Here is a 14,638-nt window from a genome sequence, read left to right as displayed (position 1 = left end):
TCTGGGCAGCGCCACAATTTTTTTATGGCTGCGGTAAACCGCACCCGTCACCGTCACCCCAAGAATTACTATGTCTGAAGCCCCCGCAAAACTGACCCCCATGTTTGAGCAGTACATGGGCATCAAGGCCGAACATCCCGATGCCCTGCTGTTTTACCGCATGGGCGATTTTTATGAACTGTTTCTTGAAGACGCCAAGGTCGCGGCCCGCGAGCTTCAGATTGCCCTCACCAGCCGCAGCAGGGATGCAGAAAACCCCATTCCCATGTGCGGCGTGCCGTGGCATGCGGTGGAGGGCTACGTGGCCCAGCTCATCGACAAGGGCTACCACGTCGCCATCTGCGATCAGACAGAAGACCCAAAGGCCGCCAAGGGGCTGGTCAAAAGGGCCGTTACGCGCGTTATCACGCCCGGTACCGTACTGGAAGACGCCAACCTCGCCAGCAAGAGCCATAATTTTTTGGGTGCGCTGTGCCTTTCCGCCTCGGGTGGGGCTGGCGGCCTGGCCTGGGCGGACATTTCCACGGGTCAGTGGTCAGGCGTTGAGTTCAAGCGCGAGGCCGAGCTGTGGCAGTGGGCGCAAAAGCTTGCCCCTCGCGAACTGCTGGTGCCGGAAGGGGTCGAGCCGCCCCAACGTTGCATTCTGGAAGGCATAAGGCTTGTGCGCATGCCAGCACCCCAGTTTGACCTTAAACGCGCCACAGAGCGCGTTGTGACCGCTCAGGGCGTGCGCGAGGCTGGCGCTCTTGGATTGGAAGGCAAGCCGGAACTTATGCGGGCCTGCGGCGCGCTGCTGGTCTATCTGAGCCAGACGCAGATGCGCAACCCCGATCACCTCATGCCCTTTGCTCCGCTTGATCTTGGCCGACGCCTGCTCATTGACGATGTGACCGAGCGTAACCTTGAAATTTTCTGCCGCCTTAATGGCCGCAAGGGCAAGGGCACCCTGCGCCACGTGCTGGACGATACCATGACCCCCATGGGCGGCAGGCTGCTTGAAGACATGCTGCGCCACCCCTGGCGAGAGCTTGGCCCCATCACCCGCGTTCAGGATGCTGTGGCCTTTTTTCATGCGGACGATGCCCGCCGCGCCGCACTGCGTGAAGCTTTGAAAAATGTCTACGACCTTGAGCGCCTCTCCACGCGCATCAGCCTGAATCAGGGCGCGCCGCGCGATTTTATTGCCTTGCGCAACAGCCTTGCGGCCCTGCCGGATGTGTACGCGGCCCTGCAAGGGGCTGGCGAAACTTCTGCCGATTCTTCTGGCGCCTCCGCTGCTGCGGACAACATGCCCAAGAGCGTTGCCGATGTGGTCAAATCCTGGGACAACATGCAAGACTGCGCGGCCCTGCTGCAAAGCGCCCTCGTGGACAGCCCTCCTGCGGTCATTACCGAGGGCGGCCTGTTCAAAACCGGCTATAATGCGGAACTTGACCGCCTGCTTGACCTGGCAGAACACGGCGAACAGAAGCTCCAGAACATGCTGGCCGACGAACAGGAAAAAACAGGCATCAGCAAGCTCAAGCTGGGCTTTAACCGTGTGTTCGGCTATTATTATGAGCTTACGCGCGCGGCCCACAGCGGGCCTGCGCCCTTCCATTTTATCCGCCGCCAGAGCCTTGCCAACGCCGAGCGCTTCACCACGGTGGAGCTGAAAGAGCTTGAAGAAGAGCTTCTCTCTGCCGCAGACAAGCGCAAGACGCTGGAGTACACGCTGTTTCAGGATCTGCGCACCCACATGGCCGCCCAGCGCGAACGCATTATTCACGCGGCGGATATGGTCGCCCAGCTCGACTACTGGCAGAGCCTCGCGCAGGTGGGCCGCACCAACAACTGGTGCAGGCCGGAGCTTGACGCGGAGGCCAATCTGGACATCCGCGAGGGGCGGCACCCTGTGGTTGAAGCCATGCTTGGCCGCGCCAATTTTGTGCCCAACGACTTTCGCCTTGATGCCGGACGCCGCCTGTGCCTGCTCACTGGCCCCAACATGGCCGGTAAATCCACCGTGCTGCGGCAAGTTGCCATCATCAGCCTGCTGGCGCAGATGGGTTCCATGGTTCCTGCCAGCGCCGCCCGCCTCGGGCTGGTGGACCGCCTGTTTTCGCGCGTGGGCGCATCAGACAACCTCGCGCAGGGCCAGAGCACATTTATGGTGGAAATGATGGAAACGGCCCGCATTCTGCGTCAGGCCACCCGCCGCAGTCTTGTGATTCTGGACGAAATTGGCCGGGGCACCAGCACCTATGACGGCGTGGCCCTGGCCTGGGCCGTGGTGGAAGACCTTGCAAAACGGGCTGGCGGCGACCTGCGCACCCTCTTTGCCACCCACTACCACGAACTGACCGCGCTGGAAGGCCGCATAGCGGGCGTGTTTACCATGAATATCGCCATCCGCGAATACAACAACGATATTCTCTTTCTGCACAAGCTGGTTCCCGGCCCTTCTGACCGCAGCTACGGCGTGGAAGTGGCACGCCTTGCGGGCGTGCCCGGCCCCGTGGTGCAGCGGGCCAGAGCCATATTGCAGGGGCTTGAGCGGGGGCGTGACAGCGCCAGAAAAACCGTGGTTTCTGCGGTGTCTCTGCCAGGCCTGAGCCTGCCTGAGCCAGCAAAAAAAGAGCCGGAACTGCCGGAAATTGCCGCCGCGCCGCCTCTCTCGGAACACCCGCTTGTGCTGCTGCTGCGCGAGCTGAATCCTGACGAGCTCAGCCCGCTGGACGCCCTGCGGCTGCTCATGGAATGGAAAAAACTGTGGAGCGACAGCCCGGAATCTGCCCCGCAAGCAGACGCCCTGCCGCCGGACGAGGATAGTCATGAGTAACGCCAATCCCTGGTCTGTCATCCAGCTTGTGGCGGAACGCCGCATTGAGGAAGCCCTGTCGCAAGGGGCCTTTGACAATCTGCCCGGCGCTGGCAAACCCCTTGAGCTTGAAGACCTCAGCCATGTGCCGGAAGACATGCGCATGGCCTACAAGATATTGCGCAATGCGGGCTGCCTGCCGCCGGAGCTTGAGGAGCGCAAGGAGCTGAACAGGCTTGTTGATCTGCTGGAGCACTGCGAGGACGAGCAGGAACGCGTGCGCCAGATGCAGAGGGTGCGCTTTATGGTCACGCGGGCCAAAATGCGCTTTCAGCGGCCCATGCAGATTGAGCAGGACGACCCCTATTACGACCGCCTGCTGGACAGACTGTCTGCCAATCCGCGCAAGGCGGGCTGATACAGACAGCATTGTCAGACGCCAGCCCCACAAAAAACACAATGGCCGGGAACATCCCGGCCATTTTTTGCATCAAATCTGCATATCTCCGATTCTGACCATGTGACGCCCTATGGATTGAAAAAGAAATAAAACTTCCCCATGACCTGCCCTAGTACAGGTCAGCATCCGCAGGCATTCTTTCCCAGTAAATACGGCCTTTTTTGCGATACTTGCGCAGCAGCACGTAGACGCTGCCCGGCCCGCCGTCATGGGGCTGGGCAGTGCAGAAAGCCAGCACTACCCGCTTGAAGGGATCCTGCGTCAGCCAGCTTTGCAGCTTTTCGCGCAGAACGCCCATGCCGTCAGGCGAATTGCGGCCACGGCCCGGCACCACCAGCACCGTGCGCAGACCCTTGTACCAGCTACCCTTAAAAAAACCGCGCAGTGCTTCAAATGCCTGCATCGCATTGAGGCCGTGCAGGTCAAGATGGGCCTCCGGACTGAGGCCGCCAGCACGGAGTTTGTTCAGAATCATCTGGTCAAGGCCGACCACATGACCCTCGAGGTATTCATCAGAGAACGTCAGCGCGAATTCCAGCTTGCCGTCCATGAAATCCTGAAGGCTCAGCTCGCCGTGAGGCGGTGGCGTTGCAGGGGCGGGAGCCGGAACAACATCACGCCCGCCGCCAGTGAGGGGGCTTACCGTGCCCATGGCGGCAAGAAAGGCCGCAGCTTCGTCATCGTCCTCATGCAGAGAGGGGTCAGCGGCGCTGGCAGGAGCCGCCTTGCCAGAACACGCCGGGGTAGACGAGGCCTGACCGCCCGAAATTTGGACCGCTCCCGGAGATGCGCCCTTGGGTTTGCCAGCTTCAGCTGTTGCGCCTCTGGCCGCAGTTTTTTTACCCTTGCTGCGTTCTTCAGCCAGTGCATCTGCCATGCTGGTCATGGTGCCTCGTTCTTCCAGCGAAAAACCCGGATTTGCAGCCTTGCGGCTGTTTTTGGCAGGGGTCACGCTGCTCACGGCGTTCAAAAACAGATCGCAGTCTTCATCCGAAACGTCAGCAGCCTGCGTTGTGCCAGCAGACGCGATAACGCGCTTGCCCTTGCCCTGCCCGTGGTGCGCAGGCTTGCGCTCATTGCCGCCGTTTTTTTGCTTTTCGGGGAATTTTTTTGCATTGAGCGCGCGGAACGGATTTGCCCCAAAGGCGTCTGCGTCAGACATAACGGCTCCACTCATAAGGTATGCGAATAAAAAAAGCCGCAGCACAGGCCGCGGCTTTAGCAGTAAAACAGGTGCTGCGCTTATTGAGCCGCAGGCGCCGGGGCCTTCTGCTCGGCAGGAGCAGCGGGCACCACAGGAGCCGGGGTCGCTTCCGCACCGGGCTTAACAGCCGGGGCGGCGGGCCTGGGAGCAGCAGGTTCTTCAATCTTCACGTCAAGAATCGTAGACTGACTGGAAGGACGCGAGCTGGTCACGAGGGTGTAGCTGAGCGACGTGATAACAAAAATCACGGCCATCAGGGCAGTCAGTTTGGCAAGAATGCCGCCTGCGCCGCCGCTGCCGAACACAGAGCTGTTGCCACCGCCAAAAATCACGCCCATGCCTTCCTTGCCCGCCTGAAGCAGCACAAGAATAACCAGCAACACGCACACAATGATATGCAGCGTAAGAATGAGAGTCTGCACGAATTCCTCCTCGCCGTCCGGCCACTGCCCGATGGCGCGCCCGAAGTGGGGTTAGGCCCCGATAATTTGTAAGAAGCTTTGCGCTTCTAAAGACGCTCCACCTACCAGAAGGCCGTCCACGTTGTCAAGGGCCATAAGCCCTGCGGCATTGTTTGGCTTAACGCTGCCGCCATAAAGAATGGGCAGCATGTCTGCGGTTTCACCCACAAGTTTTTTCAGCAAGGCCCGCGTGACGGCGTGGGCATCGAGCACTTCTTCCGGCCCGGCAACCTTGCCCGTGCCAATGGCCCACACAGGCTCGTAGCCAATGGCGAGCTTGCCCACAAGGGCCGCTCCGCGCAGGTTCTCGGGCATGTCCGAAAAAACTGCGGCGAGCTGGCGCTCAAGCACGGTGTTCAGCTTGCCAGCTTCGCGCTCGTCAAGTGTTTCGCCAATGCAGAACAGCACCTTGAGGCCGTGCTCAAGGGCAAAAAGTGTTTTGCGGGCTACAAGGGCATCATCCTCGCCCATGATGTGCCGCCGCTCGGAATGCCCGGTCAGCACCCAGCTTGCGCCAGCGTCAAGCAGCATGGCGGGCGAAGTTTCGCCCGTAAAAGCCCCTTCTTCTGCGGGATAGCAGTTCTGTCCGCCCGCCGAAAGCGCCGCAACGCCCTTGAAAGCGTCTGACACGCAGCTTATGGACGTAAAGGGTGCAAAAACAACCACATCCTGCCCCGCAGGCATGTTCCCGAGGCCTTTGACCAGATCGCTTGCGCTTTGGGCAGCCTGAGCGCGGGTTTTATACATCTTCCAGTTGGCGGCAAATATTTTTTGCATGGCGTCCTCAAGGATCAGATGGAACAAAGATAAATGAGCGCGTCTTCGCCAGTATCGGTATAATACTTTTTGCGCACGCCCTCTCGCTTGAAACCGCAACTCTCATACAGACAAATAGCGGGCCTGTTGCCCACCCTGACTTCAAGCAAGATTTTGTTTATAGCCATTTTACGCGCAAGGCGCAAGACCACGCCCAATATACGCCGTCCGTAGCCTCTGCGACGTTCATCCGGCAAAACTGCAAGATTGAGTATTTCCAGTTCATCCAGCGTGTGATATACTGATATATAGCCAATCAGCGCCTCATGCCGAAACATTCCCAGTGCCGAAAAAGCCTTTTGCCCAAAGGCGGCAGCGCACTGCTCTTCTGACCAGGGCAGAGGAAAGCACTGGCGCTCAATCTCGTACATGGCGGCGGCATGCTGCGGCCCAAGCATTTGAAGGCGTTCGTCCCGCACTGTGGAAGCATTCATGAAAATCAGCCTTTATCCTTTATTAGGCAACACTCCTGACTTGCAGGAGGTTGTAGACCACAACAACATACCCCTGTGCATCATGCGCGGCGAGGACATACTGCGGCAGAACCTGCGGCACCGGGCAGTGGGCCTGCTCGTGCGCGACCGGCTTGGGCGCGCCCTGCTGACGTACCGCCCTGGCCTTGGCTGGGGATTTTCGTCCTTCGGGAGGCTGCCCGCCGGGCAATCAAGCGAGCACAAGGCGCAGGAGCTGTTTAACAGCGATTGGAACCACGAAGGGCGCATACTGCCGCTCGGCGTTTCCCCACCGGGGCCGGACAACTTTAATGCTTTTGTGGCGCTGTATGAGGGCCGCATGCCCTCCTCGCTGGCTGCCGCCGCCGTGCGCGACCCGGATCAGCACATGCTGGTCGATTATGATGAATTGCGGGGCCTTGGAGTACACTTTGGCGAACTGCTTTCGCCCTTTTTGCGGCAGGCGGTGCAGTCTGGCCTTGTGCGCCCTCGCTGACCTTGCCCGCACACCCTCAATTTACCCGCGCGGCCTGCCAGTTGCAAAAAACTGCCGCCAAGGGCGGCCATACAGCGCTGTGTCTTATACGGCTGTGGGGCCAAGCAGATCAACAGCTTCCTGATGCACCAGGCCATTGGAGGCCATGAGCACATCACCAAAATGCAAGGCCTCGCCGCGCAAATTGGTTACCTTGCCCCCGGCTTCTTTTACCAGCAGCAAGCCAGCAGCAAAATCCCAGGGTTTCAGCCCTTCTTCATAAAACATATCCAGCCTGCCGCAGGCCACATAGGCCATATCCACCGCCGCCGCACCGATGCGCCGCAGGCCCTGGCTTTTGGGCAGCACAAGGGAGAGGCGTTCCAGTATTCTGTCGAGCCGCCCGCTAAAGTCATAGGGAAAGCCCGTGGCCACCAGCGCATCGCCAAGATTTTCAGCCTTGCTCACGCTTACCGGCGCACCGTTGAGGTACGCGCCCTGACCGCGCTGCGCGCTGAAGCATTCGTTCATCATGGGAATGTTGACCACGCCAAGTTCCACATGATCCTTGTTCCACAGCGCTACCGAAGTAGCCACCTGCGGGATGCGGTGCACAAAGTTGGTGGTGCCGTCCACCGGATCGATGATCCAGCACAGGCCGTCCGGTTCCTTCTCGCTCTCGCTGCTTTCCTCAGCCATAAAAGCGGCGCCGGGCACAAGGTTTGCCAGTTTTTCCTTCAAAAAAGCTTCCACCGCCAGATCTGTCTGCGTGACCAGATCAATGCGGCCCTTGTGGCGTACGTTGCTGGGCTTTGCCCAGTGCTCGCGCACGATGTCGCCGCTCTGGCGCACAATTTCCAGACATCCCTGCAAGATATCCTGTGATGCAAACATGGGGCTTCCTTTACGCGTGCGCGTTCTGCAACGCAAAATGCCGCAGGGTGGCCACCCCGCAGCAGACAGTTTTCAGAAAATGGATTGTCGCGGCCTCTCGGCAAGCGGGTTGGCGCGCAGCTAGTTAATAAAGACAGAATGGTACAATTGGCGGTCAAGCATGGCGCGGGCCGTGCCGCGCAGCACGGTGGTCAGTGGGTCTTTGTCCACAAAAACCTTGAGGCGCGTTTCTCTGGCGATAAACTGATCCAGCCCCTTGAGCAGCGAACCGCCGCCAGCCATAAGCATGCCGTTACGGTAAATATCCGCAGCCAGTTCCGGCGGTGTTTTTTCCAGCGCGCGCATCACTGCGCCAAGGATTGCCAGCACGGGCTCGCGCAAAGCTTCGCGCACATGCCCTTCCGTCACCTTGACCACGCGGGGCGCGCCGCGCACCAGATCCTTGCCCGAAACTTCGAGCACCGGAGCATTGGGCATGGGCATGGCGGAACCAAGAATCTTCTTCACGTTTTCCGCTGTGTTGTCGCCAACTTCCATGCGAAAAACATCGCGCATGTAGCGTTGCACGGCCATATTCATGGCATCGCCAGCCACGCGCACAGACTGCGCGTTGGCAATGCCCGCCATGGTGATAACAGCCACCTCGCTTGTGCCGCCGCCAATGTCGAGCACCAGATTACCCAGAGGCTCATGAATGGGCAGGTCAGCGCCGATCGCCGCCGCCATGGGTTCCTCGACCATGGCCACATCGGCAGCGCCTGCCAGAATGGCCGAGTCGATGACCGCGCGTTTTTCCACCTGGGTGATGCCCGTTGGAATGCAGATAACCATGGATGGCTTGACCAGCCGCAGCCCGGTAATGGCCTTGCGCACAAAGTAGGAGATCATTTCGCGGGTGATGTCGAAATCAGCGATGACGCCGTCCTTCATGGGACGCACGGCCTTGATGCGCTGGGGCGTGCGCCCCAGATATTCCTTGGCTGAAGCGCCTACGGCGAGAACAGAATTCTTGTGCGTGTCTATGGCCACCACCGATGGTTCATTGATCACAATGCCATCCGCCCTAGTGTAGAGCAGGGTGTTGGCTGTGCCAAGATCCATGGCAATGTCTTTGGACAAGAATCTGAAGAAACGCCGTAGAATCATATGTTAGTATTCTTTTGTTGGCGGAATGGGCGCGGTGTCGGGGTCATAGGCCTGGGGGCCGTCGTTATGCACCCGCGCTCTGGGCAACATGGTTCTGAGCCGCATTTTGAGATACAGATTTTCCAGAAACAGGGCCAGATGATCCACAGACTGACGAACAAAACTGCGCAGGGATTCGTCTATCTGGCGAGGATTGGTGTGCGCAAGGCAAAGTACGCCGCGCGTGCTTTTGTTGACCATAACCGGCATGCATATGGCAGCCTGAAAATCAGGCATATCCGGCAGTTTGCCAAACAGCACCGTGGCGGGCGCGCCCTCGACGCCTTCGGCGATCACTGGCTGATCGTTGCGAAAGACCCAGCCTGTAATGCCGCTGCCCATGGGCAGGATAAGCGGTTCTTCGCCGGTCAGCAGCAGGCGGGCAGATTCGCTCTCAACGCAATATGTTTCGCCCGGTTCGTCCACCGAGGCAAAGGCGCAGTAGTCAAAGCCCGTGGCTTCAACCATGATGCGCAGATAGTTTTGCAAAAACTGGGGCCAGCGCTTGTAACGAAAGCGCAGATCCTGAATAACGGACAATTCCGCAAAATAACGCGGAATATCCCCCGCAAGCTCCTGCCGTCCGGTGGAACCCTGCTGGCGCGAAATAAGCTCTGCGAACATTTGCAGGATCTTGTGGTCTTTGTCTGAAAAAGAGTACTGCCGCTTGCTGTCAACGCAGAGCGCGCCGCCAGTGGGCACGGGGCAGCCCATAAAGGCCTTGATGTTGGCCTCTTCGCCGCCGGTGTAGTAGCCAAGGTTGCTCTGGCGCTGGTCAAAATTCGGCACAAGCAGAGGTTGCCGGTTGCGAACAATCCAGCCGACAAGGCCCTTGCCGGGCAGCACCGATGCGTTGGACGCTATCCTTTCCCCCAGGCTGAAGGCAGCTGCAAGGTGGTGCGCTTCGCCTTCTTCGTCAGGCAGAAAAAGGACTACGGAATAAGCGTCAAAAACGCTGCAAACGATGCTCAGAATATGCTTTTCAACAGAGTTGGCGGTCATGGGCACATGGGGTTGATGGTGATGCCGCCCACAGGCGTGACGGCTCTCGGGTAACGCATTTCTTGTAGCAAAGGGCATGCGCCGCCGCAACTTCTTTTGCGCTGCTTGTGCTCATTGTTGCGGTGCCGAGCCCTTGGCAGGCAGCGCCTGCACCCGCTTACATCAAGCTTGGCAGGCCCGGTTGATGCCGTTTTTCGGGGAACCTGCATCATTCCCACTGGAAAATATTCTGAAAAGCAGGTAGTAAATAACAAATTTCTATAAGGGATGTACGGATGATTAAATGGCAAGAGGTATTCAGCAAGGACGGTCTGCCCTGGCAGGACGCTACCCAGTTGTCCTCTTCGATTGCCGTAAGCGACCTGACGCAGCTCAAGAAAATGCTTGATGCCGTGCATATCCGCCTGTGTCTTGTCAAACCCTATCAGGAAAACAAGAACTACCCTCTTGTGGAAGCGCGCGAGCTTTTGCCCTCGTTTGACAACGACATGTTTGAATACAAAGAGCTGCCCGGCTTTGCCATGGTGGCCTTTGCCCGCCAGCTTGACTATTTTTCAGAAATTTTTCAGTTCGATCGCCTGCACCCCGTAATTACCGAAGGCGACGGCGCATGCTGCCCCCTGGAAAATCAGGTCATGGTGCAGAACCTGCAAACTCTGGCCTCGCGGCTGCCGCGCGTACATCAGGATATTTTTCGCCAGCAGTTCCGCTCGACCGACACGGTTGTGCTTGAAACATACCCGGCCCTCATGCCCTACCTACTCAGCATGGACAGGGCGCACGTGCTGGCCTGGGGCGCTGACAAGCAGTTTCATCTGGCCGGAATATTCGCCTCCTTTCCGTCGGATATCGACAGCGAACTGAAGCGCTTTGGCATCCGCATCGGCAAGTTCGTGTACGGCGACAGCGATATTTACGAACGCAACCGCATGTTTGTGTACCAGTACCTCATGGAGCTTTACGGCTTCCCCATTGTTTCAGAACGCCGCACCTCGAGCGCGCTTTTTGCCCGCAAGCTGCACAAGATGGGCGAGCGCTTTTTGCTGCGCGTGCTGGGGCAGACGGACAGAACCATCACCACCTACATGGCCAATGGTGAGAACACGCGCTATCCCCTGCTGGAAAAAGTGGCCCTTGTGGCTGTGGACGCCGATCAGGACGAAGCATTGAGCGCCATTGACCGTGATGGATTTTTTTTGGACAAGCCGCGCCGGGTGGTCATTTTGCGCATCAAATACCGCCAGCACACCTTTGACGCCAGCAACGTGCGGCAGGACCGCGCCCTCTCCGTGGTGGCGCAGGAGGTGCTGCACCCCATCACGGGTGAAGCGCTCACCGGGCTTAATATCATCAAGGACACCTCCAACATGTTCCTGCGCCTCAACGACATTGTGCGCGGCGAATACACGGGGCGCATCATTTACAAGCGCACCGAGGTGGTGGAAAACACTGGCACGCACGAAAAGCGGCTCAAGTTCCTCTATAGCTGGCTGACCAAGCATCAGCGGCGCATGATCAGCTACAGTGACGAATTTTTCTCCAATGTAAGCAAGGTGTTGACCAACTACCTCTTTTCGCCGGACAATGACGAGGCCTTTGAAAACCTGCGCGAACTGTATCAGGAAGTCTGCACCCGGTTCAGCTACATCCAGCAGGCCCGGCGCGTGCGCATACTGGAAGACCTCTGCCAGCGCACCTTCAAGGGTGCGCGCATCACCTACCAGCAGATGTTCCGCGAGGCCCTGAACCTGCTCAACGAGCTGAAGTTTGAAATCGTCAGTTTCTTCCCCGGCCTGGTTGACGCCGTCATCGACTGTGTGGAAAGAATCCTGCGCGACAGTTATCTGCAACGCAAATACGTTGAACCGCCGGAAGATACCCTTACCCCGGCCGGTCAGGAAATTCGTAAAAATTACAGACGTCTTGTTTCATTGCAGGACGGTTTCAAGGCTGTGCGCAAGGCGCGCAGCGGCAAGGAAAACGTGGTGGCATGAGCGTACCGTTTTTTTATCTGGCCCCTGAACTCTGGGGCGATACACCTCTTCTTGAAGGGCAGGAAGCCCGGCATCTGGGGCAGGTTCTGCGCGCGGAACCCGGCACCGAAGTGGGCCTTCTGGATGGTCGGGGCCGCTCGGGCATATTTGTGGTCTGCAAGGTGGGCAAAAAAAACGTGCAGCTCCAGCGCGTTTCTGAAACTGTCACCCCGGCTCCGCATTCGCGGGCCATTGTGGCGCTGGCCTACAGCAAGGCCGTGCGGCGCGGCTTTTTTATGGAAAAGGCCGTGGAGCTTGGCGCGCATGGCGTATGGCTGTGGCAGGGCGATCACAGCCAGGGCAAACTTTCTGCCGCCGCAGAAGAAGCATGCCTTGGGCAGATGATCGCCGGGGCAAAGCAGAGCGGCAACCCATGGCTGCCAGAAGTGCGCGCCCTCTCGGGCGGCGTGGATCAACTCATCCATCTTTCGCACACTGCTGACTACCGTATTCTGCCCTGGGAACTTCAGGACGGCGTGCATATGCTCACCCCGGAAATGGCGGGTCAGCCCGGCCTTACCGTCTACGTGATCGGCCCCGAAGGCGGCTTTTCACAAAGGGAGCTGGCAGCTCTGGAAGCCGCCCACTTTACCGCCGTGAGCCTTGGCGCACGCGTATTGCGCTGTGAAACCGCCGCAACGCTCTGCCTCGGCCTGCACTGGTGGGGTTCGCAGCTTGGCGGCAAGGCCGATGCCACCCAAGGGAGCGGAAAGTGACCGTAAGCAAGCCGCTGCCGGAGCGCATGCGGCCTGATGATCTGGCGCTTTTTCTGGGTCAGACCCATCTTGGCGACCGCCTGCGCTCACTTATGAAGTCCGGGCGTTTGCCCAGCCTGCTTTTTTTCGGCCCGCCCGGCTGCGGCAAATCAACCCTGGCCCTGCTGCTGGCTAAATCATCCGGCAAGCCCTATCTGCGTTTGAGCGCGCCCGAGGCTGGCTTGCAGCATCTGCGGCGCTCGCTGACGGGTGTGGAAATTCTTGTGCTGGACGAACTGCACCGATTTTCCAAGGCGCAGCAGGACTTTTTTTTGCCGCTGGTGGAATCGGGCGAACTGACCCTGCTTGCCACAACCACGGAAAACCCCTCGTTCAGCGTCACGCGCCAGTTGCTTTCGCGCCTGCATGTGCTGCGGCTGCGTCCCCTGGGCCGCCCTGAGCTTATGGAGCTTGCCCGGCGCGGCGCAAAAGACCTGCAGCTTGAAATGACCGATGATGTGGCCGACCTGCTGGCCGGGGTTTCACACGGTGATGCCCGCACCCTGCTGAATCTTGTGGAGTATGTTGGCGCTCTGCCGGAAGACCGGCGCGATCTGGAGCATATCAAGGCGGCGCTGCCCGAAGTGCTTATCCGGCACGACAAGGACGGCGATAACCACTATGAACTGGCCTCGGCGCTCATCAAGTCCATTCGCGGCAGTGATGTGGATGCGGCCCTGTACTATCTGGCCTGCCTGCTTGAAGGCGGCGAAGACCCGCGCTTTGTATGTCGCCGCCTGATACTTTCCGCCTCCGAGGATGTGGGGCTGGCCGACCCGGACGCGCTGGGGCTGGCTGTGGCCTGCCAGCAGGCCGTGGAATTTGTGGGCATGCCGGAAGGGTTCATTCCGCTGGCGGAAACCGTCACCTATCTGGCTCTTGCCAAAAAGAGCAATACCTCCTACGCGGCCTATCTCAACGCCGCCCGCGAGGTCAAACTTAACGGAGCGCGCCCGGTGCCGCTGCATCTGCGCAATCCTTCTACCCAGTTGCACAAGGAATGGGGCTACGGCAAGGAATACAAGTATCCCCACAACTACCCGGAATCGTGGATCGAGCAGTCATATCTGCCGACAGAACTGGAAGGCCGCAGGTTCTACCAGCCGCGCGAAAATGGCGAAGAGCCACGACTCAGCCAGTGGTGGCGCAAACTGCATAAAATCAAAAAAACGGACGAATAGGCATGAACCCCTTTGTTGACGGCGCTTTTGAAGCCAAGTTTCTCACGGGCGACACATACAGCAGTCAACCTGCCAGTGCGGGTTTTTTCAGCCGTATGCTGCCCTCGCTCAGCTTTTACAGCCGCCTGTTTCTCGGCCCGGTGCGCTGGCTGTGCTCCAGAGCTTCCAAGGGGCAGTGCGACGATGCCGCCTGGGTATATGCCAGCGCGTGGGTGGCAGACCTTGTGGAGCGCATGGGCTGCCCCATCCAGATTGAGGGCATGGACGCCATTGAAGCTGTGGACGGCCCCTGCCTGTTTGTGGCCAACCACATGAGCACGCTGGAAACATTCATGCTTCCAGCCATGATCCGGCCCCGCCGCCAGGTGACCTTTGTGGTCAAAAAAAGCCTCACCACCATGCCGCTTTTTGGCCCGGTGATGTGCTCGCGCGACCCCATCGTGGTTGGGCGCACAAATCCGCGTGAAGACCTCACAGCAGTACTGAACGGCGGGCTGGAGCGCCTGAAAAAAGGCATTTCGATCATTGTGTTTCCGCAGCACACCCGCTCGCGCGAATTTAATCCTCAGCAGTTCAACTCCATCGGCGTCAAGCTGGCCAAAAAAGCCGGAGTGCCCATTGTGCCGCTGGCTCTCAAGACCGATGCCTGGGGACAGGGCAAAAAAATCAAGGAACTTGGCCCGGTCAAACCCGGCCTGACCATACGCTACACCTTTGCAAGCCCCCTCACCATTGCCGGGCAAGGCAAGGAAGAACAGGCGGCAATATGCCAGCATATTGAAAGCCACCTCGGCAAATGGCAGCAACAGGACGGCATCAACGAGTAGCCGAATTTTTGTGGATATTTTGCGGATATGACGTTCAAGGGCGGGGTAAACCCCGCCCTTGTTTTGGGAAGCACTCAGTTTTTTTCAAGCATG

The 14,638-nt window shown here is 58.9% G+C and carries 14 protein-coding genes; 7 read left to right on the top strand and 7 right to left on the bottom strand.

Going from position 1 to position 14,638, the window contains the following annotated elements; all coding sequences use genetic code 11:
- Positions 1-70 precede the first annotated feature (70 nt).
- Together mutS and ACUZ79_RS09220 are read left to right on the top strand one after the other, a co-directional pair.
- Positions 71-2,821 carry a DNA mismatch repair protein MutS gene (mutS, locus tag ACUZ79_RS09225; RefSeq protein ID WP_449251389.1) on the top strand — a complete coding sequence of 917 codons (2,751 nt, stop codon included), beginning with the start codon at positions 71-73 and terminating at the stop codon, positions 2,819-2,821.
- Positions 2,814-3,218, top strand: coding sequence for a DnaJ family domain-containing protein (locus ACUZ79_RS09220; RefSeq protein WP_411330642.1), 405 nt, complete (start codon positions 2,814-2,816; stop codon positions 3,216-3,218). The genes mutS and ACUZ79_RS09220 overlap by 8 nt, the downstream gene beginning before the upstream one ends.
- 151 nt (positions 3,219-3,369) lie before the next feature.
- Here ACUZ79_RS09220 and ACUZ79_RS09215 read toward each other — a convergent pair whose 3' ends face one another.
- The 4 genes from ACUZ79_RS09215 to rimI form a co-directional block, all read right to left on the bottom strand.
- Entirely contained in the window at positions 3,370-4,422 is a 1,053-nt protein-coding gene (locus ACUZ79_RS09215; protein ID WP_449251388.1) for a Smr/MutS family protein, read from the bottom strand.
- Between the two features lie 80 nt (positions 4,423-4,502).
- On the bottom strand, positions 4,503-4,886 hold the full coding sequence (gene secG, locus ACUZ79_RS09210; RefSeq protein ID WP_209819245.1) for a preprotein translocase subunit SecG: 384 nt from the start codon (positions 4,884-4,886) through the stop codon (positions 4,503-4,505).
- 51 nt (positions 4,887-4,937) lie between these two features.
- Positions 4,938-5,702, bottom strand: a complete 765-nt coding sequence (gene tpiA, locus ACUZ79_RS09205) for a triose-phosphate isomerase (RefSeq protein ID WP_449251387.1) — start codon at positions 5,700-5,702, stop codon at positions 4,938-4,940.
- Between the two features lie 14 nt (positions 5,703-5,716).
- Positions 5,717-6,175: a ribosomal protein S18-alanine N-acetyltransferase gene (gene rimI / locus ACUZ79_RS09200; RefSeq protein ID WP_240824419.1), complete on the bottom strand. Its 459-nt coding sequence runs from the start codon at positions 6,173-6,175 to the stop codon at positions 5,717-5,719.
- On the opposite strand from rimI, the gene ACUZ79_RS09195 reads away from it, so the two are divergent.
- Positions 6,174-6,689, top strand: a complete 516-nt coding sequence (locus ACUZ79_RS09195) for an NUDIX hydrolase (RefSeq protein ID WP_449251386.1) — start codon at positions 6,174-6,176, stop codon at positions 6,687-6,689. The genes rimI and ACUZ79_RS09195 overlap by 2 nt on opposite strands.
- 84 nt (positions 6,690-6,773) lie before the next feature.
- Here ACUZ79_RS09195 and ACUZ79_RS09190 read toward each other — a convergent pair whose 3' ends face one another.
- The 3 genes from ACUZ79_RS09190 to ACUZ79_RS09180 all read right to left on the bottom strand — a co-directional run bounded on the left by ACUZ79_RS09190 (position 6,774) and on the right by ACUZ79_RS09180 (position 9,749).
- Positions 6,774-7,562 (bottom strand): inositol monophosphatase family protein, encoded by a 789-nt coding sequence (locus ACUZ79_RS09190; protein ID WP_240824421.1) that lies wholly within the window; start codon positions 7,560-7,562, stop codon positions 6,774-6,776.
- 120 nt (positions 7,563-7,682) lie between these two features.
- Positions 7,683-8,708 carry a rod shape-determining protein gene (mreB, locus tag ACUZ79_RS09185; protein ID WP_022659408.1) on the bottom strand — a complete coding sequence of 342 codons (1,026 nt, stop codon included), beginning with the start codon at positions 8,706-8,708 and terminating at the stop codon, positions 7,683-7,685.
- Between the two features lie 3 nt (positions 8,709-8,711).
- Positions 8,712-9,749: a GAF domain-containing protein gene (locus tag ACUZ79_RS09180; RefSeq protein ID WP_022659407.1), complete on the bottom strand. Its 1,038-nt coding sequence runs from the start codon at positions 9,747-9,749 to the stop codon at positions 8,712-8,714.
- Positions 9,750-10,024: 275 nt separating this feature from the next.
- Here ACUZ79_RS09180 and ACUZ79_RS09175 point away from each other — a divergent pair, with 275 nt between their 5' ends.
- Genes ACUZ79_RS09175 through ACUZ79_RS09160 form a run of 4 tightly spaced genes read left to right on the top strand, consistent with a single transcriptional unit; the run spans position 10,025 to position 14,545 of the window.
- Entirely contained in the window at positions 10,025-11,743 is a 1,719-nt protein-coding gene (locus ACUZ79_RS09175; RefSeq protein WP_449251385.1) for a hypothetical protein, read from the top strand.
- Positions 11,740-12,498 (top strand): 16S rRNA (uracil(1498)-N(3))-methyltransferase, encoded by a 759-nt coding sequence (locus ACUZ79_RS09170; RefSeq protein ID WP_449251384.1) that lies wholly within the window; start codon positions 11,740-11,742, stop codon positions 12,496-12,498. The genes ACUZ79_RS09175 and ACUZ79_RS09170 overlap by 4 nt, the downstream gene beginning before the upstream one ends.
- Positions 12,495-13,718: a replication-associated recombination protein A gene (locus tag ACUZ79_RS09165; RefSeq protein WP_240824423.1), complete on the top strand. Its 1,224-nt coding sequence runs from the start codon at positions 12,495-12,497 to the stop codon at positions 13,716-13,718. The genes ACUZ79_RS09170 and ACUZ79_RS09165 overlap by 4 nt, the downstream gene beginning before the upstream one ends.
- A gap of 2 nt (positions 13,719-13,720) precedes the next feature.
- Positions 13,721-14,545, top strand: coding sequence for a lysophospholipid acyltransferase family protein (locus ACUZ79_RS09160; protein WP_240824424.1), 825 nt, complete (start codon positions 13,721-13,723; stop codon positions 14,543-14,545).
- The last annotated feature ends 93 nt before the right edge of the window (positions 14,546-14,638 follow it).

The organism is Desulfovibrio faecalis (assembly GCF_053570625.1).
Note: the sequence above shows the minus strand (reverse complement) of the source record. Positions and strands in the feature narration are given on the sequence as shown.

Bases quoted from the DNA above. Each gene is read 5' to 3' on its own strand.
- rimI (WP_240824419.1), bottom strand. From the start codon at position 6,175: ATGAATGCTTCCACAGTGCGGGACGAACGCCTTCAAATGCTTGGGCCG.
- ACUZ79_RS09175 (WP_449251385.1), top strand. From the start codon at position 10,025: ATGATTAAATGGCAAGAGGTATTCAGCAAGGACGGTCTGCCCTGGCAG.
- mreB (WP_022659408.1), bottom strand. From the start codon at position 8,708: ATGATTCTACGGCGTTTCTTCAGATTCTTGTCCAAAGACATTGCCATG.
- ACUZ79_RS09190 (WP_240824421.1), bottom strand. From the start codon at position 7,562: ATGTTTGCATCACAGGATATCTTGCAGGGATGTCTGGAAATTGTGCGC.
- ACUZ79_RS09170 (WP_449251384.1), top strand. From the start codon at position 11,740: ATGAGCGTACCGTTTTTTTATCTGGCCCCTGAACTCTGGGGCGATACA.
- mutS (WP_449251389.1), top strand. From the start codon at position 71: ATGTCTGAAGCCCCCGCAAAACTGACCCCCATGTTTGAGCAGTACATG.
- ACUZ79_RS09195 (WP_449251386.1), top strand. From the start codon at position 6,174: ATGAAAATCAGCCTTTATCCTTTATTAGGCAACACTCCTGACTTGCAG.
- ACUZ79_RS09215 (WP_449251388.1), bottom strand. From the start codon at position 4,422: ATGTCTGACGCAGACGCCTTTGGGGCAAATCCGTTCCGCGCGCTCAAT.
- ACUZ79_RS09220 (WP_411330642.1), top strand. From the start codon at position 2,814: ATGAGTAACGCCAATCCCTGGTCTGTCATCCAGCTTGTGGCGGAACGC.
- ACUZ79_RS09180 (WP_022659407.1), bottom strand. From the start codon at position 9,749: ATGACCGCCAACTCTGTTGAAAAGCATATTCTGAGCATCGTTTGCAGC.
- tpiA (WP_449251387.1), bottom strand. From the start codon at position 5,702: ATGCAAAAAATATTTGCCGCCAACTGGAAGATGTATAAAACCCGCGCT.
- ACUZ79_RS09160 (WP_240824424.1), top strand. From the start codon at position 13,721: ATGAACCCCTTTGTTGACGGCGCTTTTGAAGCCAAGTTTCTCACGGGC.